The 24,904-nt window shown below is 46.7% G+C and carries 17 protein-coding genes; 10 read left to right on the forward strand and 7 right to left on the reverse strand.

Annotation, left to right across the window (positions count from 1 at the left end):
* Window positions 1–3 precede the first annotated feature (3 nt).
* Window positions 4–4,311, reverse strand: a complete 4,308-nt coding sequence (locus KE626_RS22145) for a DUF6443 domain-containing protein (protein WP_211975184.1) — start codon at window positions 4,309–4,311, stop codon at window positions 4–6.
* 20 nt (window positions 4,312–4,331) lie between these two features.
* Window positions 4,332–8,186: a DUF5977 domain-containing protein gene (locus KE626_RS22150; protein ID WP_211975185.1), complete on the reverse strand. Its 3,855-nt coding sequence runs from the start codon at window positions 8,184–8,186 to the stop codon at window positions 4,332–4,334.
* A gap of 393 nt (window positions 8,187–8,579) precedes the next feature.
* On the opposite strand from KE626_RS22150, the gene KE626_RS22155 reads away from it, so the two are divergent.
* A complete protein-coding gene (locus KE626_RS22155) occupies window positions 8,580–9,209 on the forward strand; it encodes a hypothetical protein (RefSeq protein WP_211975186.1) in 630 nt (209 codons plus the stop codon).
* On the opposite strand, the gene KE626_RS22160 is transcribed toward KE626_RS22155, so the two are convergent.
* Window positions 9,186–9,464 (reverse strand): hypothetical protein, encoded by a 279-nt coding sequence (locus KE626_RS22160; RefSeq protein WP_211975187.1) that lies wholly within the window; start codon window positions 9,462–9,464, stop codon window positions 9,186–9,188. The two genes, KE626_RS22155 and KE626_RS22160, sit on opposite strands and share 24 nt — an antisense overlap.
* A gap of 100 nt (window positions 9,465–9,564) precedes the next feature.
* Here KE626_RS22160 and KE626_RS22165 point away from each other — a divergent pair, with 100 nt between their 5' ends.
* Window positions 9,565–10,107, forward strand: a complete 543-nt coding sequence (locus tag KE626_RS22165; RefSeq protein WP_211975188.1) for a hypothetical protein — start codon at window positions 9,565–9,567, stop codon at window positions 10,105–10,107.
* A 49-nt stretch (window positions 10,108–10,156) separates the two neighbouring features.
* Here the strand turns inward: KE626_RS22165 and KE626_RS22170 are convergent, their stop codons facing one another.
* Window positions 10,157–10,963, reverse strand: a complete 807-nt coding sequence (locus tag KE626_RS22170) for an SDR family NAD(P)-dependent oxidoreductase (RefSeq protein ID WP_211975189.1) — start codon at window positions 10,961–10,963, stop codon at window positions 10,157–10,159.
* 170 nt (window positions 10,964–11,133) lie between these two features.
* Between KE626_RS22170 and KE626_RS22175 the strand changes: the two genes are divergently transcribed.
* Window positions 11,134–12,942, forward strand: a complete 1,809-nt coding sequence (locus KE626_RS22175) for a serine hydrolase (protein ID WP_211975190.1) — start codon at window positions 11,134–11,136, stop codon at window positions 12,940–12,942.
* A gap of 67 nt (window positions 12,943–13,009) precedes the next feature.
* On the opposite strand, the gene KE626_RS22180 is transcribed toward KE626_RS22175, so the two are convergent.
* Both KE626_RS22180 and KE626_RS22185 read right to left on the reverse strand, forming a co-directional pair.
* Window positions 13,010–13,651, reverse strand: a complete 642-nt coding sequence (locus tag KE626_RS22180; protein WP_211975191.1) for a hypothetical protein — start codon at window positions 13,649–13,651, stop codon at window positions 13,010–13,012.
* 157 nt (window positions 13,652–13,808) lie between these two features.
* Window positions 13,809–14,741: a helix-turn-helix transcriptional regulator gene (locus tag KE626_RS22185; protein ID WP_211975192.1), complete on the reverse strand. Its 933-nt coding sequence runs from the start codon at window positions 14,739–14,741 to the stop codon at window positions 13,809–13,811.
* Window positions 14,742–14,852: 111 nt separating this feature from the next.
* Here KE626_RS22185 and KE626_RS22190 point away from each other — a divergent pair, with 111 nt between their 5' ends.
* The 4 genes from KE626_RS22190 (at window position 14,853) to KE626_RS22205 (ending at window position 21,049) form a co-directional block, all read left to right on the forward strand.
* Window positions 14,853–15,470, forward strand: a complete 618-nt coding sequence (locus KE626_RS22190; RefSeq protein ID WP_211975193.1) for a class I SAM-dependent methyltransferase — start codon at window positions 14,853–14,855, stop codon at window positions 15,468–15,470.
* Between the two features lie 113 nt (window positions 15,471–15,583).
* The gene (locus KE626_RS22195; protein WP_211975194.1) at window positions 15,584–16,315 is read left to right on the forward strand and encodes an ImuA family protein; all 732 of its coding nucleotides are present in this window, start codon (window positions 15,584–15,586) and stop codon (window positions 16,313–16,315) included.
* 1 nt (window position 16,316) lies between these two features.
* Window positions 16,317–17,816, forward strand: coding sequence for a Y-family DNA polymerase (locus KE626_RS22200; RefSeq protein ID WP_211975195.1), 1,500 nt, complete (start codon window positions 16,317–16,319; stop codon window positions 17,814–17,816).
* An 11-nt stretch (window positions 17,817–17,827) separates the two neighbouring features.
* Window positions 17,828–21,049, forward strand: coding sequence for an error-prone DNA polymerase (locus KE626_RS22205; protein WP_211975196.1), 3,222 nt, complete (start codon window positions 17,828–17,830; stop codon window positions 21,047–21,049).
* Between the two features lie 105 nt (window positions 21,050–21,154).
* Here KE626_RS22205 and KE626_RS22210 read toward each other — a convergent pair whose 3' ends face one another.
* Window positions 21,155–21,571 carry a hypothetical protein gene (locus KE626_RS22210; protein ID WP_211975197.1) on the reverse strand — a complete coding sequence of 139 codons (417 nt, stop codon included), beginning with the start codon at window positions 21,569–21,571 and terminating at the stop codon, window positions 21,155–21,157.
* Between the two features lie 248 nt (window positions 21,572–21,819).
* On the opposite strand from KE626_RS22210, the gene KE626_RS22215 reads away from it, so the two are divergent.
* The 3 genes from KE626_RS22215 (at window position 21,820) to KE626_RS34920 (ending at window position 24,904) form a co-directional block, all read left to right on the forward strand.
* Complete coding sequence (locus tag KE626_RS22215) at window positions 21,820–22,881, forward strand: ferredoxin--NADP reductase (protein ID WP_211975198.1); 1,062 nt, start codon at window positions 21,820–21,822, stop codon at window positions 22,879–22,881.
* Between the two features lie 81 nt (window positions 22,882–22,962).
* Complete coding sequence (locus KE626_RS22220; protein WP_211975199.1) at window positions 22,963–23,364, forward strand: HYC_CC_PP family protein; 402 nt, start codon at window positions 22,963–22,965, stop codon at window positions 23,362–23,364.
* Between the two features lie 106 nt (window positions 23,365–23,470).
* A complete protein-coding gene (locus KE626_RS34920) occupies window positions 23,471–24,904 on the forward strand; it encodes an efflux RND transporter permease subunit (protein ID WP_346344452.1) in 1,434 nt (477 codons plus the stop codon).

Here is a 24,904-nt window from a genome sequence, read left to right on the forward strand (position 1 = left end):
ATATTAAAACTTACGTTCGTATGATATACTTCCTCCAATCCTCGTTTGTGTTGCTGAATTAACTTTTACATTGTCGGTACTAATAATAGGTATTGTCTTAATTACCATAGTAGCATCAACAGCAACCTTTACACCAGCGGACTGTTGTCCTGCATTTGCTCCTGTCAACTGGCTTGTGTAATAAGCATCTGCGGCTACACTTGCTGTCGCATTTCCTGTTCCTGCAGTCTGCTTTACTCCCACAGATACAGTAGCACTAGTGCCATTCGCATCAGTGGAAGTTTTTCCCGCCGCAGATAACGGAACTCCACCAACATTACCACTTACAGCAATTTTCTCTTCAACTTTATTTACAACATTACTGGACGCTTTTACCTCAACAGGACTAACCTGGCCTGCTGTCTTAAAATATTCTCCCAAATTCAACTTTGCTTCCACTTTATTCTCACTTATTGTGGTTGTAGTAGTAGATTGGACCGGTCCTGCCTTGACCGTTACTACCTGTTCCTTATTTGCATGCACTTCTCCTTTAAACGATAATAAACTTCCAGCCGCCGCAAAATACTGTCTAAAAGCATCATTTATATATGCCAATGGATTGGAGTTCTGATTAATCGGAACACTTTCCAACCCTTCCAACTCAATATGACTTGTTACTTTATTCTCCGAAAAGGCATAAGGAGAATTATACTCATACTTGCTTGCTAATGGATCTATTTCCGTAAATCTACCTATTTGCGGATCGTGGTTCCTCCATTTAAATTGATACCAATCCAAATCTAATTCGTTATCAAAATCCTGTCCCTGGAACTTCTTGCGGTTCTCAGGATAATTACCCCCCTTCAACGCATTAGTACTTATCCCCGCCATCGTCAGCCCAAATGGATAATAATGCGTCTCCTCCAGCACCGGACTCGCCGCCTTCGCTACCACAATGTTATCAAAGAACACATCCTGCTGCGTTTCATTACTCGTGTAAACATACAGGAACCCATTCCGTGTAACAGGCATTTTATCTACGGCCAATGTCTGCAACTCATCAGGTGTACCTTTTACCTGTCGTACGCCGCTATTGGCATCCACTAATTTAAACTGATCGTCGAACAATACAAAATTTAGATAGGCTTTGGGTCTGTTTTGATTATTCTGATCCGGATCTTTTTCTTTGAGCTGCTGGTAGTTATTGTTGTAAAAATCCGTATTAAAAGGAGTATTGTTTTCTGTGGTTACACCATGTTGTGCATCGCCGGGATTGGAGCTGCCAAAAGCCTGGATCAGGCCTGCTACCATATCTTCCACTGGTGGAGGGGTATTGCTGGTAACCGGGGCCTGCGATTTGTAAAACGCCCTGGCGCCAATTTGGATAGTATCACCCGCCATAACTCTTAATACCAGCGAAGGACCGATCTTTTTACCGCCCGATTGAGCGTTGAGTTTAGCTACTGAGGCATTTTTACCGGCGCTTTCGTCCTGGGGATAGCCTATCGGTTTGGGTACCCGGCTTTCATCAATGTTGCTGAACAGGGCTGTCTCCACAGGGGCTTTGTCGGCTTCCATGGTGGCGGTATAAATGCTTAGGTCCTGTTGTTCGGTAAGTACCAGCCTGACATTACCCAGGTGATCTTTCTCAAAGTAGTCGTAGGTATAATCTATAGGCTGACCGGTGACGTACAGGGGGCGGATACGGCCTTCTTCATGACTGATGAATTCCAGTGTATCATTTTCAAAGACAAAGTTATCCATATAGTCTGTGGTGGTTACGCGCCCGGCTCCGGTAATATCTGTTACTTTCTTTCGTAGTTTATTCCCTGCGGCGTCATAAACATAAGTGATGTTCCCTTTACCCGCTATTGTGATACTATCAGGGAGGTTCAGATGATTATACCTGTTTATGGTCAGTTGTTTATTATTGTCCTGTTTCAGATTACCGTTTGCGTCATAGGCATAATCGGCGCTTTCGTTATTGGTAGTTTCCCTGAAGTCTCCGAGTTTACTCTGGGAGTCATTACGCCGGTCGGTGACAGCAGACAGTTTATTGCTGTTTGTAGGATAAATATACTTCAGGCTATCAATCATTTGACTGGCACCTGCTTTTAACCCCTTTTGATTCATGAATAGTATGTTACCATTCTGGTCATAGCTGAGTCCACTTACGGAGAAATCAACCTGGTTGTTGGCCCAGGTGGTACTGCCCTGCGGTTGTTGAAGAAAATCGGCGGCAGTAAGTCTGTTTACATTATCGTATGCAAAATCATATTTTCGGCTTGCCTGGTCGCCTTTACTACGCCATATGGTACCGCTGATGTTACCGTTGAACTGGGGTCGTGTATAAGTAGCGGAGGGAATAATCGCTGCCGCCTGGTCATAACCCAGATCGAATCCAAAGAAATTACTGGCGCCTGTTTTTACAAAATTCCGGTTGGCGCCGAGTACCCATCCCCGGATATTGTAATCGTATTTCATACTGTCCAGGCTGGCCCCCAGTGTTTTAGTCAGTAGTTGCCCCAGCGCATTATACCTACTCTGCGCAATTACTTTTAAACTGCCGGTCTCATTGATTTGTTTCGCAATAGTCAATACATGATCTGCATGGTCATAAGTAAGCACGGTTAGGAATCGTGTTTCAGGAGTTGTCCCGCTGCGAGGGTTTTTCTTTCGTTGAAAAGTACTTAATACTTTACCTTCAAAATCGTATAAGTTGCTGACGATATCTTTCCCATTATTCAAGTTATCGGATACTACCTGTATCTTCCTGCCTTTATCGTCATAATAAATAGTGGTTGTTAAATATTGTTTTGTTCCCAGTACCAGTGTTTTAGTCCCGGTCACGAGTCCTTTGGTCATGGTGCTGTTGGTGGTAGCTGGTTCAGCGGTTGTACTGCCCCCGGTTTGCAGTTTTGAGAGATCTGCAGCTACAAGCGGCTGGGCGTCATTGAAACTATAGTCATCGTAATAGTTATAGGTTAATGGAGTGAGCGCAGCTGGATCAATGGCAGGCATGGTATAAGTAGCAGCTATGACCGTACTCCCATTATTCCCCGTTGGATTGATGACGATCTCCGTTTCACCTCCCGCGCCGCTGTCAAACCCGTCGCTCAATGTAACACTGTTGGTTGCTTCGTATTTGCTGCTGCCATCATAATTGGCAACGGTCAGCTCTGCAATACCCGGAAAGGTAAATGGAATAGAGGTGGTACTCCTGGAGCTATTGAGTGTTGTTTGCAACGCACTGCGCGTTGCAGGATTTTTATATAGCGCTGTCATGGTAACGCGGTTCTGACTGTCATAGAAGGTGGCCAGCCACTGATCGCTGACTTTCAGATTCCCATCCTGCGAAAACGCCAGTCTGTCACGCAGATCATATACCATTTCGATGAAAGCAGCGCCGGGTACTTTTTTCCGGATTAATCTACCCCGTTCATCATATTCATAGATAAAACAAAGTTCGTTAACAACATCCGGCAGTGCGTTGAATGACCAGCCTGCCATCACCGCAGTCACTGCCTTGGGTGGAATTACAAAGCGCAGGTTATTAAAGTCGTCGTATACATAGTAGGTGCAAAGCCAATCTTTATGAGGATCCTGTATAGTGTTGCTAAGCTGAGATTTCTTCAAAATTAGCTTCCCTTCCTTGTCTTTGAATTCAATCTGTTGTTTGCCCTGTTCGTCCGTAGCAATGGTTTTATACAAATCGGCTGCCGGATAGTTCCCTGCTACAGGAATAGCGCCGGATACCGTGCTGATAGTCCATTTTTTTACAGAATCTGCGCCGGTGTTGACGGCATTAACAAGTTTAATGACATGTCCGCTACCTGGCTGCCAGCTTTGACCTGCTGCGCCTTTTTCTACCACGCGGTTAAGTGGGGAAAACTCGACCAGGCTTTGTTCATAAGGCTTAGTGTCCTTGGCAATATCGGTAACAGTGCTGTTGGAGGGATTGTAGAAATTGATCTGTTTGGCATAGGCGTCTACCCTGAAACTTCCATATGAGGTGCTGGTCAGGTCCGAATATGGGAGGAGTTTTTTTACGGTTCGTCCATACACATCATATTCAATAGGAGTCACCAGGTCTTTTTGGCTGGTAGCTCCTTTGATAATAATATTTTGGACCGGGCGTCCCAGTCCATCGAAGTAAGTGACGGTTTTATTGCTTTTTTCAGGCGTTAATGCATCCACCTGCGCCTGTGTAGTAACGCCGGCGGTATTGACAACTGTTTTGAAAACAAAGTTATTCCCGGTACTTACCTGCGCCTGCGTGGTAATGGCATTTAACAGGATACAACTCAGTAATATATTTATAATAGACCTCATGGGGAAACTATTTGAATGGATTAATCGATAGGGCATGGAGATGGTTGACGTTCTGAATAGGTTTCAGTATGGCTGCCGTCACTCCATATATAAACAAACAGACACTTATAACCTCCCTGCGGATCTGGCAATGACGAAACATATTGTTTGACCCCTGTTTCGCAGATGCCTTTTATAATCTTTGTATGCAGTCCTTCACAAAAGCAATGACCATGAGCATTGGCTTCCCACTGACCATTATTGAGAATATCCTGCTGGGCCAGGTAATTGGCCGACGCCTGACTTATGGTGCTGCGGTGCTTCCTGGCTTCAACAATGTAGTCATATGGTAATCCATCACCTCTGTCCGGAGGGCAATCAGTCTTGGTAAACACTCTCGACACCCTCACATTGTAAAACCAGCACGGCGCATTGGCATTGGCATATGCCTGTCCGTTAGTATTAAGATCCTGTTGGGCCTTTGCATTTGCATCTGCCTGGCTGATGGCTGAAGAGTATCTGCCATAAGGAACCGAATAAGTGATGATGCCTGCTTCCCCACTGTCGCAGGAAGCCCTGGTGAAATTAGCCTGCAATGCGGCGTTATAGTAAAGCGATGTATCGGGCGCTGTCATTGCCAGGCCCGGTCCATAGTTGTACCGGTAGTTTTGAACAATCTGCCCTTTGAAGTCTTTCGCATTTACCAGTCTCCCCAAACCATCATACTCAAAATAACTGCTAAGATCAGCGGGACCGGTTTTACTGGTAAGACCAACAAATGGAGCATAAGAGTACGTTTGCATCTGGGCATCGGCAGGGTATAACCTCAGTTCGTCAATGGTTGCGTTGGCAGCAGTTAATTTCACCTGCTGGGTTCCCGCGGGTAAAAGGTGTTTATACAATGTCCAGCCATTAAAGGTGGGGCCAGTGACTTTTACAGGGATGGCTGTACCGGCGTTTTGTGTAACGGTAATAGCCCCATTTCTGGACCAGTAAGTGACCATCAATGGCCTGGTGATAGCGATACTGTTTATTTTGCTGATCAGCCCACCGGTTTTAAGATTATAAGACCTTGCGCCAGTGAAGGCATTGACGGTATCCTTAGCGCCTCCCGTTACAGTCCAGTATGCATCGGGATTGGCGTCTGTTTCAAAGCCAGTGTAGGCGATTACGTTAGTATCCGCGTTGGATACTTCTGCTACAGGAAATAGTGATTTATAATCCCATATATAACTTGTGGTAATATCATCCGTTTTAGTCTGTTCAGTCAGGTTACCGGAAGTATTGTATTTAAACGTAGCCATCGGTTTATACCGGCTGTCTGCAGAAAACACACCGGCAGCACTCACCTTTGTTTCCTGGAAGTTAGTTAAAGGAGTAGCGGTTTCAAGACGGAATAACGATAACGGAGCAGGGATAATATTTGAATATACGGTGTAGCTGCCACTCAGGTACCGGGTATTGCTGCCATCAGCATTTTGCCGGTATTGAGCAGATTCAATTTCTGCACCATTGATATTTTTAGATTGTAGCAAACCAATACCCTTCGAAATGATGTCTGCGGTGCCTGGAATTACGTAGTCTGCCGCATACTTTTTCTGGGTAAATGCCTTATCTCCACTGGTGGTCAGCTGTTCTATAAGGGAAGGATAGGTATGTTTGAGGCTCGTGTAAGTATTCCGGGTAGAAGTAGTGATATAAGCGTTGGTTGTCTTATCAAATTCCTTCACTGTTACCAGTGCGAGGTCCTTTGCCTGGCAAGGGAACTGTGTTAAACCCGCCAGCAGATCAATGCTGTAATTGCGGGTGGCGACACAGCCTGTAACAGTTTCTGAAGGCGAATAGCGTTGATAGGTATAGCCGCCGTTGGGATTTACTTTTTTACAATAAATTGTTTTGCTGGACTGTGCCGATGATGGTGTTGTTTTGAGCATATCCAGCCACTCCACATCGGTATAATTGTAGCTGTTCGTCGTTTCCTGTAATAGTTTCCCGCTGTTGTCATATATCGACTTCCGTTCCAGGTCGCCGCTGCTGATATCATCAAAAAACCAGTTTCCAATATGATATTCGTATACCGTTTTCCCTAAAGACTGACTACTTACCGGATCGGTGACATATTCCGTCACGGTTTCATAACCGATATGACTGCCCTGTACCGTTCCCAATCCAAAAATAGAGGTGGCCGAAACAGTGAATTTACCTGACGATGCCGTTTCAGTGTGCCCAACGGAGAGTTCATAATCTATATAACCGGTTGTTTTGGTATAATCCGGGAATCGCGGGCTGACGCGGCCGCTGGAGCTTCCATCGGAAGAAAGATACTCGTAGGTCCTGGTAACTGCTTTGCTATTGGCGGTTGGCATGTCGGTCATCGATTTTATCCTCAGTCCGCCAATGTCTCCTGACGGGAGATCCGCGGAAGTAGTAGTTGCCTTGTTACCTTCATACTCAAAAACAGTAAATCCTCCGGTTGGATATTTTATTTTTGTCAGCAATCCAAATTTGGCTGCGTTGGATGGCGTGCGATTTGCACCTTTTCCAACCGTTACTTCGCCATATGGTCTGTTAGGCACCAGGCTATTATTGCCGTATCCGTTATAAAACCCCCAGTGATCAATGCCACCGGTGGAAATGTCGGGCATCTGATAATCCTGGTTATAGCTAAATTCATAAGGAGGAACAGTCGCTGTTCCACTTACCGCTATTTCCTTTAAGCTGTCCAGCCGGAGCCTGTTCTTTGATAATTGGTTACCGGGATTGGTAAAGTATCCGCTATAGAAAATGTATTTTTTGATCAGAATACTATTGTTATTTACGTTGTTGTAAATATTGATGCCCTGTACCAGCCGGTCCTCCGGGAAGCTGGCATCACTTCTTGTATTCGAGGAGATGATATCTGCGTAAGCAACTACCTGCCCTTTGCGGATAAGGCTGATACGTTTCAGGAATTTCCGTAGTATATGTATCTCGGGAGGAACAGCTTTATAGCTCTCGGTACTTTTTGTTACTTGTGCCCCCCTGGTGGTAACGGTATAAGTAACTGATTCATTCTGTAAAATGTTCTGGTAAACGGGTTGTTCGCCAGTGGTGCTATAATATTCAAAAGTCAATTGCTCATTGCCGTCAGCAGAGGTGACAGCAGACAGGAACCAACTGGACGGAAACGTATAACTCAGTACGGTAGGACCTTCCGGTTCAGCGTCATCATTTAATACCATCCGGGTGGTTTCCTCGTCAGAGAAAGTATAAACATTTCCCTGTTCATCGGTAATAGTGGGGGAGGTACGGTCATTATGGTTAATGGCCAGGTTGTTTTTTGTTTTTTTGAGCACCACACCATTGGGCCGGATCAGGTATTTTCCTGAATTATTCCCGAAGTTGTAATAGTAATAATCAGGTTGTGCATCTTTCTCCGCCACTTGTGTACTCCGCTGGTAATCAAAGAGGGCGAAAAGATCATTGAGCGGTGGAATGCCAAGTGTAGAATCATTCCTATAGTAGTTATTGTCGTTATCCGGATTCCCCATTACAGCGCGGGTAACCACGCCTCCGGCATTTAACGACCAGTTTTGCCCGACCCAGGAGGCCAGTTCCTCGGGCTTAAACCCGGTCGCGTTAAAACTGAGCGAAATTGGCAAAGAAAGACTTTGTCCTTTAAGTTCGTACAGGGGAATGTTGATATTAGGCGTACCGGTAAAGAGATTCATTGGTAAATTACCATATTTCCCCAACTCGGAAGCTTCGGGACTCGGAGGTATTACTTGCCTGGCTTTGAATTCGGCCCGGGCAATATTTACATTCAGATCATGCTGTATATCCTGTGCAGAAACAAACCCGGGTAAACAAAACAGTAAAAACAACAACAATACAGGTAGGGTAAAATAGATTCTCATTATATGTTATTATTTATTTAATTCAGATAGAAAAGGAACAAACTTGTTCCTGCCTAGTATATCTATACCGGGAATGGAGTTGAGACAGCTAAGAATCTTACCGGCAAGTTTTCAAGTGCATATATGTTCTGCGGAGAGCCATATTTACATGATAGGTAAAAGGAACGGCTATAGGGATATTGGATCATGGGTATTTGGATGAAGTTTTTAAGGTATAACAAATAGTTTTCAGGTTAAACAATCGCACAAATTTACAGGAATAATTAATTGGAAAGTACTCCTTACAAAAAATTATTTCCGGTGACACATCTTTATAGTTAACCGATATTTGCGTAATGATATCAAGATTTTAACGATGATATTCATCACCCATCTCCCAAAACAACTACTCCCATGTTACAAAACAGGGTAAACCCATTTGGCCAAATCATCAAAACCAGCGCACGCGGCGCCTGGATGGGCAATCGCGGCGTTTTACACGACGATCAGCAACAGATCCGGCGGACTTATAAAACGATCGCGTGGATTACCTGCTTGCTGCAGTTTAAAAACTGGAAACGAACGGTGATGACTCCACGTCGTTATACGGAGCTATTTTTTATGGATGAAGCTACTGCCTTTTCCGCCGGTCACCGCCTATGTTTTGAATGTCGCAGAAAGGATTATGATCGCTTTAAATCCTGTTGGCTAAAAGGGAATGCAGCTTACGGCTTTGATGACTCAGCGTCGATAAAGGAAATAGATAAAATATTGCAGCAGGAAAGAATAGACCCACAGGGAAATAAAGTTAGTTATATGGATGGTGTTGGTAACTTACCGGATGGAAGCTTCATTGTATACCATGATCAACCGTATGTGATAGTGAAACCCGCGATGTATGCCTGGTCGCCTGCCGGTTATACCGCCCGGGAAGCGCTGCCGCCGCCGGAAGAAACGGTGAAGGTATTAACGCCGCTGTCAATTGTAAATACCTTTCGCGCGGGTTATGTACCGGAGATACTACTTCCGGAAGTATTGCAGTAATCTTAAGATGATATAGGTAAAGACAAATATCAGCAACATATCTGCTACGAGGAGCAGCCATTTGAAGCGGGTGTTTGTTTGCATTGACTGGCTGTTGATATTGAAACCAGCATGTTGATTATAGAACTGAAAAGGAAAGCCCATAACGGTAGCGCCATCATACGCCATGCCATCATGATAGGAGATGCCGGTAACGACACAGCAAACAATCACAGAAAGGATCAGCCAGGTGAAAGTGAAATTTTTTTTGAGCATGTTGTCATTTAAACGGATGAAACAAGGACTTCCGCAACAATATCCGGAAGCGGGATGTTACCATTGTAGCATCCAAGGTAAACAGAAAATATAAGCTGATATGAAAAAGATACTATTTTTTTTATTGATCCTGCCGCTTTTCAGCGCTGCGCAAAGCAACAAGCTGCTGAGTGGTTATGTATACGGCATGGTGCACGATGGTACAGGGGGCGGAGGTGTTATTGGAAATGTATCGTTGCTGCATAATACTATCGCAGTAGGGCCTGGGGTGGAAATAACCTCCTACAGCGATCATGTGCTGATCCCTGTGTTTGCGGATCTTAAGATCAAACATCGCTTTGAGAATATTGAACCCTGGATCACGGGGCAGTTTGGGAGGAATGCGTACAATGTAAGCCGTACCGCGGAGGTGAATGCTGCCGCCGGCGGACAACAACAGATCACGTTTAATGAATCAGGGAAATACTTTTATGGTGTTGGCGCAGGCGTGGCCTGGCATTTTGCTAAAGTAGGCGTTTTTGTTTCCTATATCTACCGCGGATATAAGTACCGGTATCCCAGCCAGGTGGAAACAGACGGGCAGGTGAGTTTTGGCGACAAGCCCGTAAATGCCAGCCTGTTTGTGGCAGGTATTGTATTCTAGGGCATTAGCCAACGGCAGAAAAAAGGGCGCGCTTACTTTAAGCAGCGCCTTATTTCAGAGGAATGGTCATCATGTTGTAATTCAATGCAGCCGTGGTGCCGGCAGTAACGTCCAGCGTAATACCGGTTATTTTTCCAGCCATCTCTGACGACAGGAACACAGCCGTGTTGGCGATGTCGGCCATAGCAGGAAGTGTTTTGAGCATCGTATCGTTTTTTAACTTGTCGAGGAATAGCGGTACTTCCGGTGCATTGGAGTTGATGGCATCCAGGAAAGGATGTGAGTCGGGTGAACCGGCAGATCGGATGTTGACTACCCGGACGCCATATGGTCCCAGTTCTGATGCCAGTCCGCGCGAAAAACTTTCTATCGCACAGCAGGAGGGACCAAAACCGCCCACCAGCGGGTATCCTATGCCACCTGGTGTAGCGGTCAGCGACAAAATAACTCCTGAGCGTTGCTTTACCATTTGCCGGCCCGCAGCCGTGGCAGTGATAAAATGTGTTTCCATGTACGTTTTTACCGGTACTACAAAATCATCCAGGGTCATGTCTATCAGCGGGATATTTTGTTGCACTTCCACACCAATCAGGTTGAAGGAAATGTCTACCGATCCTGCATTATCTACTACCTGGCGGAGATGTGCCTCCACAGCCTCAGGATCCAGCGCATCTACGATGGCAGCTTCCGCAATGCCGCCGGCTGCAACAATATCTGCTGCCACTTTTTGTACCGGCTCCATCCGGCGGCCAGTCACAAATACCCGGGCGCCCGCGCGGGCAAATGCATGGGCAACAGCGCCGCCAAGAGAATCACTTGCTCCATATACGATGGCATTTTTATGTTGTAGCATCATAATCGTTTTTTATACAAACAAACCTAACATATAATCACTGGTTTTATGGTGGGTGAAAGAGACAATAAGGGTGGTGTATTGCGCCAGAATCGTCTTCACAGAAAATTCCGGATACGCTGTTTGCTTAATCCGGTAATTTGCCGTAAACTTAGGCCTGGTAAATTAGCCCGATGATACAATCCTTACACCGCAGATGGCTTAGCAGCCTGTTTTGCCTGAATATAATGGCCATAGGAGCCACCGCCCAGACTTCCAACAACAAACTGGAAAAAATAGATGCCACTTTATCGGAAATTCTCCGTGATGCCCACGGCGCCGGTTTTGCCGTAGCCGTAGTGCAGAAAGACAAAGTAATCTTCTCAAAAGGTTTTGGCTACCGCGATTATGCACGTCAGTTGCCTGTCACCCCGCATACGCAGTTTGCCATCGGCTCCTGCACCAAAGCATTTACCAGCGCCTTACTGGGCAACCTGCGTAAAGAGGGAAAAGTGGATTTCGACAAACCTGCTGTTACCTATATCCCCGCATTGGACTTTTCAGATCCCGCGCTCAATACACAGATCACCCTGCGTGATATGATGTGTCATCGTACCGGTTTTTCCCGCTACGACCTGGCCTGGTACCTGTTTGCGACTAGCTCCCGCGATACGTTGCTGGCGCGGATGCACTATATGAAGCCTACTGCTCCTTTACGTGCCCGCTGGCAATACAATAACTTTATGTTTATGGTACAGGGAATGGTAGTGGAACGCTTAACCGGCAAATCCTGGGAGCAGAACATCACCAGTCAACTCCTGCAGCCGATGGAGATGAGCGAGTCGTCCATCGGTACCATTGCACTGGCCGCGGCCGCCGAGCCATCACGGGGTTACGGGGTAAACGATAAAATGGAGATCGAAGAAAGAAAATACCATCCCATTGTAGCAATGGGGCCCGCCGGCGCTATCAACAGCACGGTAACGGATATGTCGAAATGGTTGGTTACCTGGATCTATGGAGGCCGTTATCATCAACAGGAAATTATACCTGCTGATTATGCAAATGAGGCGATCTCCTCGCAAATGATTATGGAAAAGGGAATTCCCGGAAAGGATAAGCCGGAGGAACAGTTTGGCAACTACGGCTTTGGCTGGATGATGTCTTCCTACCACGGGCATTACCGGGTAGAACATGGCGGTAATGTAGATGGTTTTACCGCCTTAACTACTTTTTATCCGACTGATAGTATAGGGGTGGTGGTGCTCAGCAACCAGACTAATTCCCATATTCCTTCCAGGGTAATTGATGCGATATCTAACCGGCTTTTTGGTGTGCCGGAAGTGAAGACAAAGAAATCGGCGGAGAAACCCGATGATAGTGAACCGGTAAGGGATTCTTCATTTAAAGCCCATCCTGCTACGCATCCGCTGTCAGCATTTGCAGGGGTATTTAAAAATGAAGCCTATGGTAATTTTGATATTTCCATTAAAAAGGATTCGCTGTTTGCTACATTCCCGGATACGAAATGGTACCTGTATCATGAAGACTATAACATTTTCTCTCCCTTTGATGCAGCGGATACAGTAATCGATGTAAAATACAAGTCCAATATGAGGTTGCAGTTCCTGATGAATAATTCAGGAGATATTGACCGCCTTAGTTTCTTCTATGATCCGTCCGGCGACCCGGTGATATTTGAACGGATACAACCGGCTGTAGCTATAGCTGCGGCAGCGTTGGAACAGTTTACAGGTACCTACCGGATTGCTTCCATGGATGCGGTGATTAAACTTTCTGATGCCAGGGTTCTAACGCTAAGTGTTGCCGGTCAACCGCCATATACACTGGAAGCTATTGATGAGGAAACATTCGGTTTGAAAGGCCTGAAAGGATATAAGTTGAAATTTGTAAAGGATGCAGGTGGGAAGGTGATTGCTTTAATATCGATGCAACCCGATGGTAATTTCAGAGCAGAAAAAGAAGGAAAGAAAACCCCTTAACTATAGTGCAGATATTTTTTGATAAGCAACCCTCCGGCCCGATACCGGAGGGTTTGTTTTTGCATCGTTATTTGCCACGGCTGAAGAGCAGCCAGTTAGAACAGGCCACAGCGCAGATATTGATCACACCAAGGTATAACACCCAAAAGTTAAAACCAAACAGGTAAATAACCGGTATCCAATAACTAAACGTACTCCAGTAGGAAGCCATGCAGATAGGGCATCCGATCACCGGCTTTCTCAAGTATTTGTTAAACCTGAATTTTTCATACACTTTGTAAAAGCGTACCCCTTCGTCGTCAATAGCTACCTGTACCTGGTTATCTACCTGGGATAAGGTATTGTTTAACGCCTGTAAGATGGCTACGCGCCGGGGATCCTGCCTGTCCAGTCTCAGGGCGTTACCGCTTACCTGCAGGTCGAAGCCCGGCAACAGTATCCGTAATCTGCGGATAAGATTTTCAAATTGATCGCCTTCAAAATATACGGATCTTTTGGTGGACTGATGCAGGTATTTGAATACCGGGAATAGTATCATCTCGCTATCATCATCTTTGCCATCAGGCATTTTTTCCGTGACGCCTTTTGCGGCAATGCGTACACCGAGAATAAAGAGGGACTGTAATAATACGTAACCGAGTGCGCCAAATACGGCATAAAAAAGATAATGAACATCCGGATAGATGTTGTTTAAAAAGAAATCTTTCATTAGTATATATTAGTTTTTACGCTTAAAATGTTTGCCTGTCTTTCAGAGGTGGCAATTACCTGTTACAAAATTACGGGCAGCGGAGGAGAGCATTGTTTTACTTATCGTAGGAATAATGTGACATTATGCAGATAAGGGAATAATCAGCGTAACGGTGTTAAGAATTGTGCTGGTGTTGTTGTCTGAATTGCCGGGGAGTAACGCCGGTATGCTTTTTAAAGAAGCGGCAGAAATAGGACTGGTCTGTAAAGTTAAGCGTGGCGGCTACTTCGGAAACGGGATCATCGGTTTGTATAAGTTGCGCTTTGGCGCCGAGCACCAGTTGATCGTAAATGAATTTACTGGCGGGTCTGCCGGTTAATTCTTTCACTGTATCATTCAGATAATGGGCGTTTACATACAACATGCGGGCGTAATCTGTTACCTGCTTGTATTCCACATAATGCTTCGCTACCAGTTTCCTGAAACCGGTAGCCAGTTTCTCCCGTCGCGGTACGATGGCAGCTGCTTTGGGGTGTTGCTGCTGATGTATTCTTTCTGCTTCAATAAAGAGAATGTTCAGGTATAAGCGCACCAGGAGATCGTCGTTATGACTTTTTCGCGCCGCATACTCCACGCTCATTTTTTCGAACAGCTGCTGCAGCTGGGGCCTGGCGGGGCCGGAAAGTTGTATAAATGGTTTTGCCTCCGGTTGAAAAAAAGGAAATTCATTGAGCTTTACCTGGTTCTTGAGACATAATAGGAAATAATCGGCGTCAAAAATGCAGTGGTATCCTTTGATATCGTTGCTCCATTGGTGGATGCTATGCCATTGGTTTTCGCCGATAAAATACAATGTGCCGGATTTAAATGTATAGGTACTGTCGTTGATTGTTTCGGTTATACTTCCGGAGGTGATGAATACAATCGTATAGAAATTTCTTTTAGTGGTATCAAAGGATGCGTGTTTGTGCCGGGATCTTAATGTTTCCAGGCTGGTTACTTCGAGGAAACTGGCGGTTGTTTCCTCTTCAGGGATTACACCCGTATCACAGGCGCTGTTTTGGGTGAGGTAGTGGTGTTTAAATTCAGCCGGGTTGCTTATTTCCATACATGCTATTTAAATTATCAGGGCAAAGATAGGCAATATTTATTAAATGCAACAATGTTGCATTTAATAAATATTGAAGATGGAATATGGCTAATCACTTAATATTGTGTTATGAGCAGTAACAAGGAACATTGGGAACATATTTATCTCCATAAAAATTCGGATGAAATGAGCTGGACGCAGGACATGCCTGCTGCCTCACTTGATTTTATAAATAGTTTTGATATACCCCGGGATGCGGCTATTATTGATATAGGCGGAGGCGAGAGCCGGTTGGTGGATTACCTGCTGGAGCAGGGGTATACTGATATTACAGTGCTGGATATTTCTGAAGCGGCGTTGGAACGCGCTAAAAAAAGGCTGGGTGATAAAGCAGCCGGAGTAACCTGGCTGGTGCAGGATATTACCGCTTTCCGGCCTTCACGGAAGTATACTGTTTGGCACGACAGGGCCACCTTTCATTTTCTGACGCAGCCGGAACAAATTGATACCTACCTGGCTATTGCCGCTGCTGCTGTTGATGGTTATATGGCCATTGGTACTTTTTCAGATAAGGGACCTGACAAATGCAGCGGACTAACTATCCGGAAGTATACGGAGCAGGAGCTGGTAACGCAGCTGGAACAGTCGTTTGAAAAGATTCGTTGTATCACCGAAAACCATACCACGCCCTTCAATACAGTACAAAACTTCCTGTTTTGCAGTTTTCGTAAAAGAGCTACTGCCTGATTTTCAGGCAGTAGCTGACGATAAATTTTCCCTTTTTTTCTTTCCGGATTTTCAGGTAAATGTCAATAAATTTAGTATTTTTGCTAAAAATATTAGCATTTAAATATCCTGTTATGTTAAGTGAGAAAAGTGAGATTATAGCACAGTTGAAAAAGGATATGCTGCTTTTGCAGGGATGCAGGCCGCCATCTGCGGCTACAGTGAGTGTTAACCTGGGAGCAGTAAATGCGGCCTTCCCAAATGCTGTTTTTCCCACCGGCACTATACATGAATTTCAAAGTAATGCCATAGAAAGTACAGCCGCCACCGGAGGCTTTATTGCTGGTTTGCTTTCCACACTGATGCAGCAGGGCGGCGTATGTGTGTGGATCAGCACTGCAAGAACGCTTTTTCCGCCGGCATTAAAAAATTTTGGGATAGAACCGGACCAGGTGTTATTTGTAGACCTGCAGCGGAAAAAGGAAGTACTCTGGACCATGGAGGAAGCATTGAAGTGCGAGGGGATATCTGCTGTTATAGGAGAACTGAATGATATAGATTTTACTACTTCCCGTCGCCTGCAACTGGCCGTAGAAAAAAGCAGGGTGACGGGCTTTATTATCCGTCAGCATCCGCGGGATAACAACGCTATTGCAGCGGCGGCACGCTGGAAAATCAGCCCGCTGCCCAGTCAATTGAGTAATGGTATGCCAGGTATCGGTGCGCCGAGGTGGGCTGTAACGTTAACAAAGGTGCGCAACGGTCAGCCGGGTACCTGGCAGCTCGAATGGCTGGATGGCCGGTTTAATACGATTACAACCGAAGTGGTATTACAGCCACTCATTGCCGAAAGAAAAATTGGGTAATATGAGGAAGCGGTTTGTGGCCATATGGTTTCGGCATCTTATTACGGATTGGTTCATCATCCGCCAGCCTGCACTTAAAAATCAGCCCTTCGTAATAGCTGCACCCGATCATGGTCGTATGCTGATCACTGCGGTGAGTGCGGCTGCGCAGGCACAGGGCCTGGAAACAGGCATGGCGCTGGCTGATGCCAGGGCGATGGTGCCTGGTTTGCAGGTATTTGACGACCAGCCGGAACTGGCGCAGAAACTGTTGCTTGGATTAGGAAAATGGACCATCCGCTATACCCCTTCGGCCGCAGTGGATTTGCCCGACGGCCTGCTCCTGGATGTAACCGGTTGTGCTCATTTATGGGGCGGAGAATTGCCTTACTTACAGGAAATTATCGCCAGGCTGAATGCCTTTGGTTATGGCGTAGGCGCTGCCATGGCAGACAGCATCGGTGCTGCATGGGCTATCGCAAGATATGGTAAAACAGGCGCCGTTGTTGGCAGCGAGGAACAAACCGCCGTGATATTGTCTTTACCACCGGCCGCCCTCCGTCTTGAAATGCAGGTACTCAGTTTATTACAAAAGCTGGGACTGCACCAGGTCAGCAGCTTTGCCGCCATGCCGCGTTCCGCGCTGCGCCGGCGTTTTGGCCCCGCTTTGCTCAACCGCCTCGACCAGGCCTTAGGCAGGGAAGAAGAAATGATCCTGCCAATTGAAGTGATTCCGCCATACCAGGAAAGACTGCCTTGCCTGGAGCCTATATTAACAGCTACAGGTATTGAAATTGCGCTGCAACGTTTGCTGGAAACACTTTGTAAACGACTGCAACAGGAAGGTAAAGGTTTTCGTACAGCATTGCTGAAAGCCTACCGGGTAGATGGTAAAGTGGAAGAAGTAAGCATCGGCACCAACCGCGCTTCTCATAACGAAGTACATCTATTCCGGTTGTTTGAAGACAAGCTGCGCAGCATTGAACCGGCTTTGGGCATTGAACTGTTTGTACTGGAAGCCACCAAAGCGGATGATGTGGCAGCAGCCCAGGAAACGCTGTGGACCAGCGGTTGCAGGATGGACAGCATTTCTTTTGCAGAACTGGTAGACCGGCTGACCAATAAAATAGGCGCCAACGCTATTCGCCGCTACCTGCCGGAGCAACATTACTGGCCGGAACGTTCCTTTAAAGCAGCTGCATGCCTGCAGGAGAAAACAACCACAGCATGGCGTAACGAAAAACCCCGGCCCATGCAACTGTTGCCCGTACCCGAGCCTATAGAAGTCAGTGCGCCTATACCGGATTATCCGCCTATGCTTTTCCGCTACCAGGGGAAACTGCACCGCATCAAAAAAGCAGATGGCCCCGAGCGTATAGAACGGGAATGGTGGCTGGATGAAGGCCTGCACCGGGACTATTATGCGGTGGAAGATGAAGCCGGGCAACGGTACTGGCTTTTCAGATCCGGGCATTATGATGAGGATAACTACCGCTGGTTTATTCATGGTTTTTTTGCCTAAACAGATGTGCTATGAGTTATGTTGAATTACAGGTGACCAGCAACTTTAGCTTTCTGCGCGGCGCTTCACATCCTGAAGAACTGGTAGAACAGGCACTACTGTACGGGTATAAGAAGATCGCGATAACAGACCGAAATACATTAGCAGGTATCGTACGTGCACATGCTGCCGCAAAAAATAAAGATATCAGTATTATTCCTGCCTGTCGCCTCGACCTGCTCGATGGGCCCAGCCTGCTGGCTTATCCTGTCAATAAAGAAGCTTATGGCCGTCTTTCCGGTTTGCTCACCACAGGTAACCTCCGCGCGGAAAAAGGAGATTGCCACCTCTATAAAGCAGACGTGTACCAGCATGCAAAAGACATTAAATTTATCGTAGTGCCACCGGATGCCTTAAACGCCGCATTTGATTTTGAGCCGGCATTTAAAAATACCGTGGCAGAATACCGGGAAGCACTGGGTACACAACTATACCTGGCCGCCAGCAAATCCTACCTGGGGGATGACGGGAAAAAATTATTCAGAATTGCTGAACTGGCAGAACAGCTGAACATCCCGATGGTGGCCACCAATGATGTGCATTATCATAACCTGGCCCGCCGGCAACTACAGGATATCTTAACCTGTATCCGCGAAAAATGCACTATTCATAACGCCGGCTTCCGGCTGCATCCCAATGCGGAAAGACACCTGAAACCGATCGCGGAAATGCAGCGTTTATTCAGACAATACCCGGACGCCATCCGGCGTACCACCGAAATCGCCGATGCCTGTGAGTTTTCGCTGAATATGCTGCAGTATGTTTATCCCCGGGAAATAACAACGGAAGGCCGTAGCCCGCAGGAAGAATTAACCATGCTGGTATGGGAAGGTGCAAAACAACAGTTCGGGGAAGCGATTTCTGAAAAAGCAATAAAGACGATCAATCATGAACTGGCATTCATCGAAGAAAAGAATTATGCGGCCTATTTTCTGACTGTACATGATATTGTACGCTATGCCAGGTCACAGGAGATATTATGCCAGGGAAGGGGCTCCGCAGCTAATTCTACGGTATGCTATTGTTTGGGCATCACCTCCATTGACCCGGTAAAGTTCGACCTGCTCTTTGAACGCTTCCTTTCTGCTGCCCGTGATGAACCACCGGATATTGATGTCGATTTTGAACATGAACGGAGAGAGGAAGTAATTCAATACATTTACCGGAAATACGGACGGGATCGGGCAGCGATTGTAGCCACCGTAACCCAGCAGCATCACCGCGGCGCCGTTCGCGATGTGGGCAAGGCCATGGGCCTTTCCGAAGATACCATAAAATGCCTCTCCGGCTCCGCACTGTGGGAGTTCAGGGATGAAGGAGTTGATAAAGCGATGATTGCAGAACAGGGTCTCAACCCGGAAGATAAACATCTGCAAAAAGTATTACAGCTCACAGCAGCATACATCGGTTTTCCCCGGCAACTCGGACAACATACCGGCGGCTTTGTTATTACGGAAGGAAAATTATCAGAGCTCTGTCCCATCCTTAATGCACGCATGGAAGACAGAACCTGCATAGAATGGAATAAAGACGATATCGATGCATTAGGCTTCCTGAAAATAGATGTACTGGCGCTTGGCATGCTTACCTGTATCCGTAAAGCTTTTGATCTCGCTAAAAAACATCACGGCCTCGCACTTACATTGGCAAATGTACCCCAGGATGATAAGGCAGTATATGAAATGATCAGCCATGCCGATACCATCGGCGTTTTCCAGATAGAAAGCCGCGCACAGCAGTCCATGCTGCCACGATTAAGACCCAGTTGTTTTTATGACCTGGTGATTGAAATCGCCATCGTAAGACCCGGCCCCATACAGGGCGATATGGTGCATCCTTACCTGCGCAGGCGGAATAAGGAAGAACCGGTGGAATATCCCTCACCGGAGCTCGAACAGATTTTAAGTCGTACACTGGGCGTTCCCTTATTCCAGGAGCAGGCTATGAAAATCGCTATCGTGGCAGCCGGATTTACTGCTACCGAGGCCGACGAACTTCGTCGCAGCATGGCCACTTTTAAAGCAAAAGGAATGGTGAGCGGTTTCCGGAAAAAACTGATCGATGGCATGGTAGGCAATGGCTATGAGGCTGACTATGCAGAAAGGGTGTTTAAACAACTGGAAGGCTTTGGCTCTTATGGCTTCCCGGAAAGTCATGCCGCCAGCTTCGCTTTGCTGGTATATGTATCTGCCTGGATCAAATGTCACTACCCCGACGTGTTTGCCACCGCATTGTTAAACAGTATGCCCATGGGCTTTTATCAACCGGCGCAAATAGTGATCGATGCCAGGAAACATGGCGTGGACGTGCGCCCGGTAGATATCAATTATTCAGACTGGGATAACACATTGGAAGAACGATCAGGAAAATATTGCGCGGTTCGCCTGGGATTCCGGCAGGTAAAAGGGATCCGGGAAGAAGAGATACAACTGCTCGTAACTGCACGTACCACTCCCTATACAAATATTCACTCCCTCCGGGAAGCTGGCGTGCCGCAAACCACCCTGGAAAAACTGGCCGATGCAGATGCGTTCCGTTCACTGGGACTCGACCGGCGACAGGCACTATGGGAAGTAGCCGCATTGCACGACCGGCCTATTGCATTGTTTACCGGCACACCCGCTGAAAGTGTAAACGAAACATCCATCACCCTGCCGCAGATGTCTGCTTCCGAACACGTGGTACATGACTATGCCGCTATGGCATTGTCACTGAAAGCACACCCGGTGAGCTTTGTGCGGGATAAACTGGCGATGTTGCATATTGTTCCTAACAGTGAGCTGACTAATCTCTGTGACGGGATGCCCGTAAAAGTAGCCGGACTGGTACTGGTTCGGCAAAGACCCGGAACTGCCGGCGGTGTTTGTTTTATTACTATTGAAGATGAAACCGGGTGCGCCAACCTGGTTGTTTTCAGAAACATATTCGGCCAATACCTGAAAGAAGTACTGCAGTCCAAACTTTTAATGGTACAGGGAAAACTGCAACGGGAAGGAGAGGTGATCCATGTAGTGGTAGAAAGCTGTTATAATCTCTCAAAGTTATTACGACACCTTACGGCAACCAAAGCCGCAGACCCACCCGTGCTTACATTATCACGCGCAGATGAGAACACGCCATTTTTTAGTGAGCCTAAGAAAATACGGGAGAGTGAACAAACCAGCATGTTCCCGAAATCAAGAGATTTTAAATAGCACCATGATAATTTAAACATTATTATGCTGAATAAATAGCAGGATCCCGCAGCCATTAGCGGCGGGATCCCGATGTGTTGCAGCGGCAATGCTGATCAGCGAAGCTTAGTTATGCCCGGTGATCACACACTGACTGTAGCCATTTCCCGGCCAGTAGAAATAATAACTTACACCACCGATGTTCATCGTATAGCTGGTGTTAGCCGTCAGCGTATAACTGGTACCCGCCCAGTAAACATAATTCACCGCAGTAGGCGTAACGGTTTGTGTAACGCCCATGAATGTAAATTGAACAGGCCCGAGTCCGGGTAAACTGAAAGAAGGCCAGTTCAGCGATACCAGGGGCAGGTCTTTCATGTAGCTGATACTCCAGTTGATATCCCGCGGAAAAGACAACCGTTTACTCACTGCAGGAGCAGCGGCAGCAGATGGCTGTTTTTTAACAGGCGGTTCCGAAGGCGTGGCGAATGACAGGCAGATGGCGGCGGCCGTGAGGGTCACTAGTGTTTTCATTGTTCGCATGAGGATAATTTTTAGGTACAGTGAACTTAAATAATAAGTGCCGCCTGTGCAATAGCAAAATCGATTTTACGCAAACGCTTGTGTGATCCTGATAACTTCAGGAAAGCCTCGTTGTGTGTCGCCAATAATTATATAAATCATTCCCTGAATTCTGTAACGGTGTACCCGGTGCTATCATTCACCTTTGCGCAGGCTTATGCCGGCAGCTGCACAGCGCCGGAAGCCGGGTTCAAAAAACAACTGATTACATGCACAACACCTATATATGGAACACCCGCGCAATAATAAAAGAAACCAACGATGCCGTTACCATCGTTTTTGATACGAAAGGAATGCCGTTTCTCTATTTGCCGGGCCAGTTTGTAAATGTTACACTTACTATCGCCGGCGAACCGGTAACAAGATCCTATTCATTGAGCACCGTACCGGGAATAGATGCACATCCGGCCATCACCGTAAAAAGAGTACGGGGTGGAATAATGAGTAATTATATCGCAGACCGGGTGAACGAAATAACCAGCTGGAATATAAGCGGGCCTTATGGATCCTTTGTATTCCCGGATCATGCAACGGATACAAAGCACCTGGTATTGCTGACAGGCGGCAGCGGGATAACGCCATTGTTTTCAATTGCCCGTTCATTTATAAGCCGTTTCCCCGAGGCCATTGTAACGCTTGTTTATTCCAGTCGTACCGCAGCAGATATTATTTTTAAGGAACGTATTATGGAATGGGCAGCGCAATATCCCGGAAGAATTCATGTTCATCATGCGCTATCTGAACCAGGCGATGATACTGCAATAGGCAACGCCACACTGATCCGCGGCAGGATGAACAAACTGGTAGCCAGGAAGCTGATCAAAATGCCGGCAGTGGATCCCCTGGTGGATACCTGCTATTTTATTTGCGGTCCTTCCGGGTTAATGACAATGCACCAGGAAATGTTGGAAGCGATGCAGGTGCCGGCGGAAAATGTGTACCTGGAATGGTTTGCACCATTGAACGACGCCGCGGCAGCTGTCTTACCGGAAAATCAACAGGATGTGTTGCTGCATTTTTATGAACAATCCAATTTACTGGAAGTGCTACCGGGGAAAAGCATCCTCGATGCTGCGCTGGAAGACCGCATTCCGCTTCCGTATTCCTGTAAGGCAGGTACCTGCGGCATTTGCGCCGCCAGGCTTATTGCCGGGAAGGTAACGATGGCCAATAATTATGCGTTACGGCAATCCGACCTGGACGATGGGCTGGTACTGCTTTGCCAGAGTTACCCGCTTACAGACGATGTTACCGTGGAAATAGCTGAGTAGTGAATACTTATATTGCCATATAACATCTAACCAAAATTATGTAACAATTTATCGGGGAAGTACTTTTACTTTTGTATCGAAATGAAAAAGATCCTTACGCTTTTACTGGCTGTTCTCTACATGAGTTCGTCTACCGGCGCTACTTTTCACATGCATTACTGCATGGGAAAACTGATGCAGGTAGAACTGTGGCATGCAGATGATAACAAGTGCAGTAAATGCGTGGCAGGCCATAGTAAAACCTGTGGGAAGAAATGCTGTAAGGATGAGCATAAAATGGTGAAGCTGGAAAAAGACCAGCGCCAAAGTGCAGAAAACGCTATACATTTTATGCAGCTGCCGGTATCAGCGGCTCCCTTTACCTGGGGAGAGCTTCCGCAGGTACACATTTCCTCGCTGGCAGCCGCCTATCCCGTCAGCAACGCGCCGTCACGAAGTCACAAAATACCCGTTCATATTTTGCATTGCATATTCCGTATCTGATTCCCTGACCTTCCCGCGTATTTCCTCTTATCACTCCGCAGCACTTATACGCGGGCTACGCTGCCACATCAATACCTGATTTCTCAGCACAACAATTATGATCTCCGTGACCGGAGCCCAGGCTGCTATTACCTGTAACGCAGGAAGAAGACTGGCTGCATATCACTGTTCACGGACGTCTGCACAGCATCATCACTCATTAACAGCAGGTGCAGTAGTACAGCAGCACCTGTTGCTGAAAAGAACAGATATGGTACATCGTATTATTGAATGGTCATTACGCAACCGGTTTATCGTATTGGTTATGTCGGCCGCATTATTTGCATGGGGGATCTTTGCGGTAAAGAAGAACCCCATTGATGCCATTCCCGATCTGTCGGAAAACCAGGTGATTGTATTCACCGAATGGATGGGACGTGGTCCCCAGCTTATAGAAGACCAGGTGACATACCCGCTGGTCACCAATCTGCAAGGCCTTCCCCGTATTAAATATGTGCGCGGCGCTTCCATGTTCGGCATGAGCTTTATCTACGTCATTTTTAATGATGATGTAGATATATACTGGGCACGGGAAAGGGTGTTGGAAAGACTCAGCACGGTTGCCAGAACATTACCCACGGGTGTAACGCCGCAGCTGGGGCCGGACGGCACTGGCGTAGGACATATTTTGTGGTACACCCTCGACGCACCCGGTATGGATTTGGGCGAGCAGCGCGCGCTGCAGGACTGGTATATAAAATTTGCCCTGCAAAATGTAGAAGGCGTAAGTGAGATAGCTTCCTTTGGCGGGTTTCAGAAACAATACCAGATTACCGTAGATCCTAACAAACTCCTGTATTACCGCTTGTCGGTGGCAGAAGTGATGAGCGCCATCCGTACCAATAACAATGAATCCGGTGGCCGCAAGTTTGAACTCAGCGATATCGGCTATATCATTAAAACCTCCGGTTACCTGAAGTCGGTGGCAGAAATAGAGAATATCCCCGTTAAAACCCAGAACAGTATTCCCATCCGCATAGCAGATGTAGCGGCGGTTCAAATGACCGGTGAAACCCGTCTCGGTATATTCGACCAGGATGGCCGCGGAGAAAGGGTGGGAGGTATTGTAGTGATGCGCTACGGAGAAAACGCCGATGCCGTGATCGATAAGGTAAAAGCCAAAATGAAAGAGGTGTCGAAAGGTTTCCCGGAGGGCGTAAAATTCGACATCGTTTACGACAGGGGGGCACTTATCAAAGAATCGGTGGATTCCATCCGGCATACTCTGATAGAAGAAATGATCGTGGTATCTGTGGTGGTCATCATTTTCCTGTTCCACTGGCGCAGCGCGCTGAGTATCATTATACAGATCCCCATTACGCTGGCGGCCAGCTTTATTCTGCTGAATGCCTTTGGCATTTCTTCCAATATTATGTCACTAACGGGCATTGCGCTGGCAATAGGCGTGATCGTGGACAATGGCATCATCATGAGTGAAAATGCCTATAAACATCTTGCCGAGAGATACGCCTTGTGGGAAGCACAACAAAAAAGAAAGTAA

The organism is Chitinophaga hostae (assembly GCF_018224885.1).
In the GTDB taxonomy this organism is placed as follows: Bacteria; Bacteroidota; Bacteroidia; order Chitinophagales; family Chitinophagaceae; genus Chitinophaga; species Chitinophaga hostae.

Bases quoted from the DNA above. Each gene is read 5' to 3' on its own strand.
- KE626_RS22145 (WP_211975184.1), bottom strand. From the start codon at position 4,311: ATGAGGTCTATTATAAATATATTACTGAGTTGTATCCTGTTAAATGCC.
- KE626_RS22150 (WP_211975185.1), bottom strand. From the start codon at position 8,186: ATGAGAATCTATTTTACCCTACCTGTATTGTTGTTGTTTTTACTGTTT.
- KE626_RS22155 (WP_211975186.1), top strand. From the start codon at position 8,580: ATGTTACAAAACAGGGTAAACCCATTTGGCCAAATCATCAAAACCAGC.
- KE626_RS22160 (WP_211975187.1), bottom strand. From the start codon at position 9,464: ATGCTCAAAAAAAATTTCACTTTCACCTGGCTGATCCTTTCTGTGATT.
- KE626_RS22165 (WP_211975188.1), top strand. From the start codon at position 9,565: ATGAAAAAGATACTATTTTTTTTATTGATCCTGCCGCTTTTCAGCGCT.
- KE626_RS22170 (WP_211975189.1), bottom strand. From the start codon at position 10,963: ATGATGCTACAACATAAAAATGCCATCGTATATGGAGCAAGTGATTCT.
- KE626_RS22175 (WP_211975190.1), top strand. From the start codon at position 11,134: ATGATACAATCCTTACACCGCAGATGGCTTAGCAGCCTGTTTTGCCTG.
- KE626_RS22180 (WP_211975191.1), bottom strand. From the start codon at position 13,651: ATGAAAGATTTCTTTTTAAACAACATCTATCCGGATGTTCATTATCTT.
- KE626_RS22185 (WP_211975192.1), bottom strand. From the start codon at position 14,741: ATGGAAATAAGCAACCCGGCTGAATTTAAACACCACTACCTCACCCAA.
- KE626_RS22190 (WP_211975193.1), top strand. From the start codon at position 14,853: ATGAGCAGTAACAAGGAACATTGGGAACATATTTATCTCCATAAAAAT.
- KE626_RS22195 (WP_211975194.1), top strand. From the start codon at position 15,584: ATGTTAAGTGAGAAAAGTGAGATTATAGCACAGTTGAAAAAGGATATG.
- KE626_RS22200 (WP_211975195.1), top strand. From the start codon at position 16,317: ATGAGGAAGCGGTTTGTGGCCATATGGTTTCGGCATCTTATTACGGAT.
- KE626_RS22205 (WP_211975196.1), top strand. From the start codon at position 17,828: ATGAGTTATGTTGAATTACAGGTGACCAGCAACTTTAGCTTTCTGCGC.
- KE626_RS22210 (WP_211975197.1), bottom strand. From the start codon at position 21,571: ATGCGAACAATGAAAACACTAGTGACCCTCACGGCCGCCGCCATCTGC.
- KE626_RS22215 (WP_211975198.1), top strand. From the start codon at position 21,820: ATGCACAACACCTATATATGGAACACCCGCGCAATAATAAAAGAAACC.
- KE626_RS22220 (WP_211975199.1), top strand. From the start codon at position 22,963: ATGAAAAAGATCCTTACGCTTTTACTGGCTGTTCTCTACATGAGTTCG.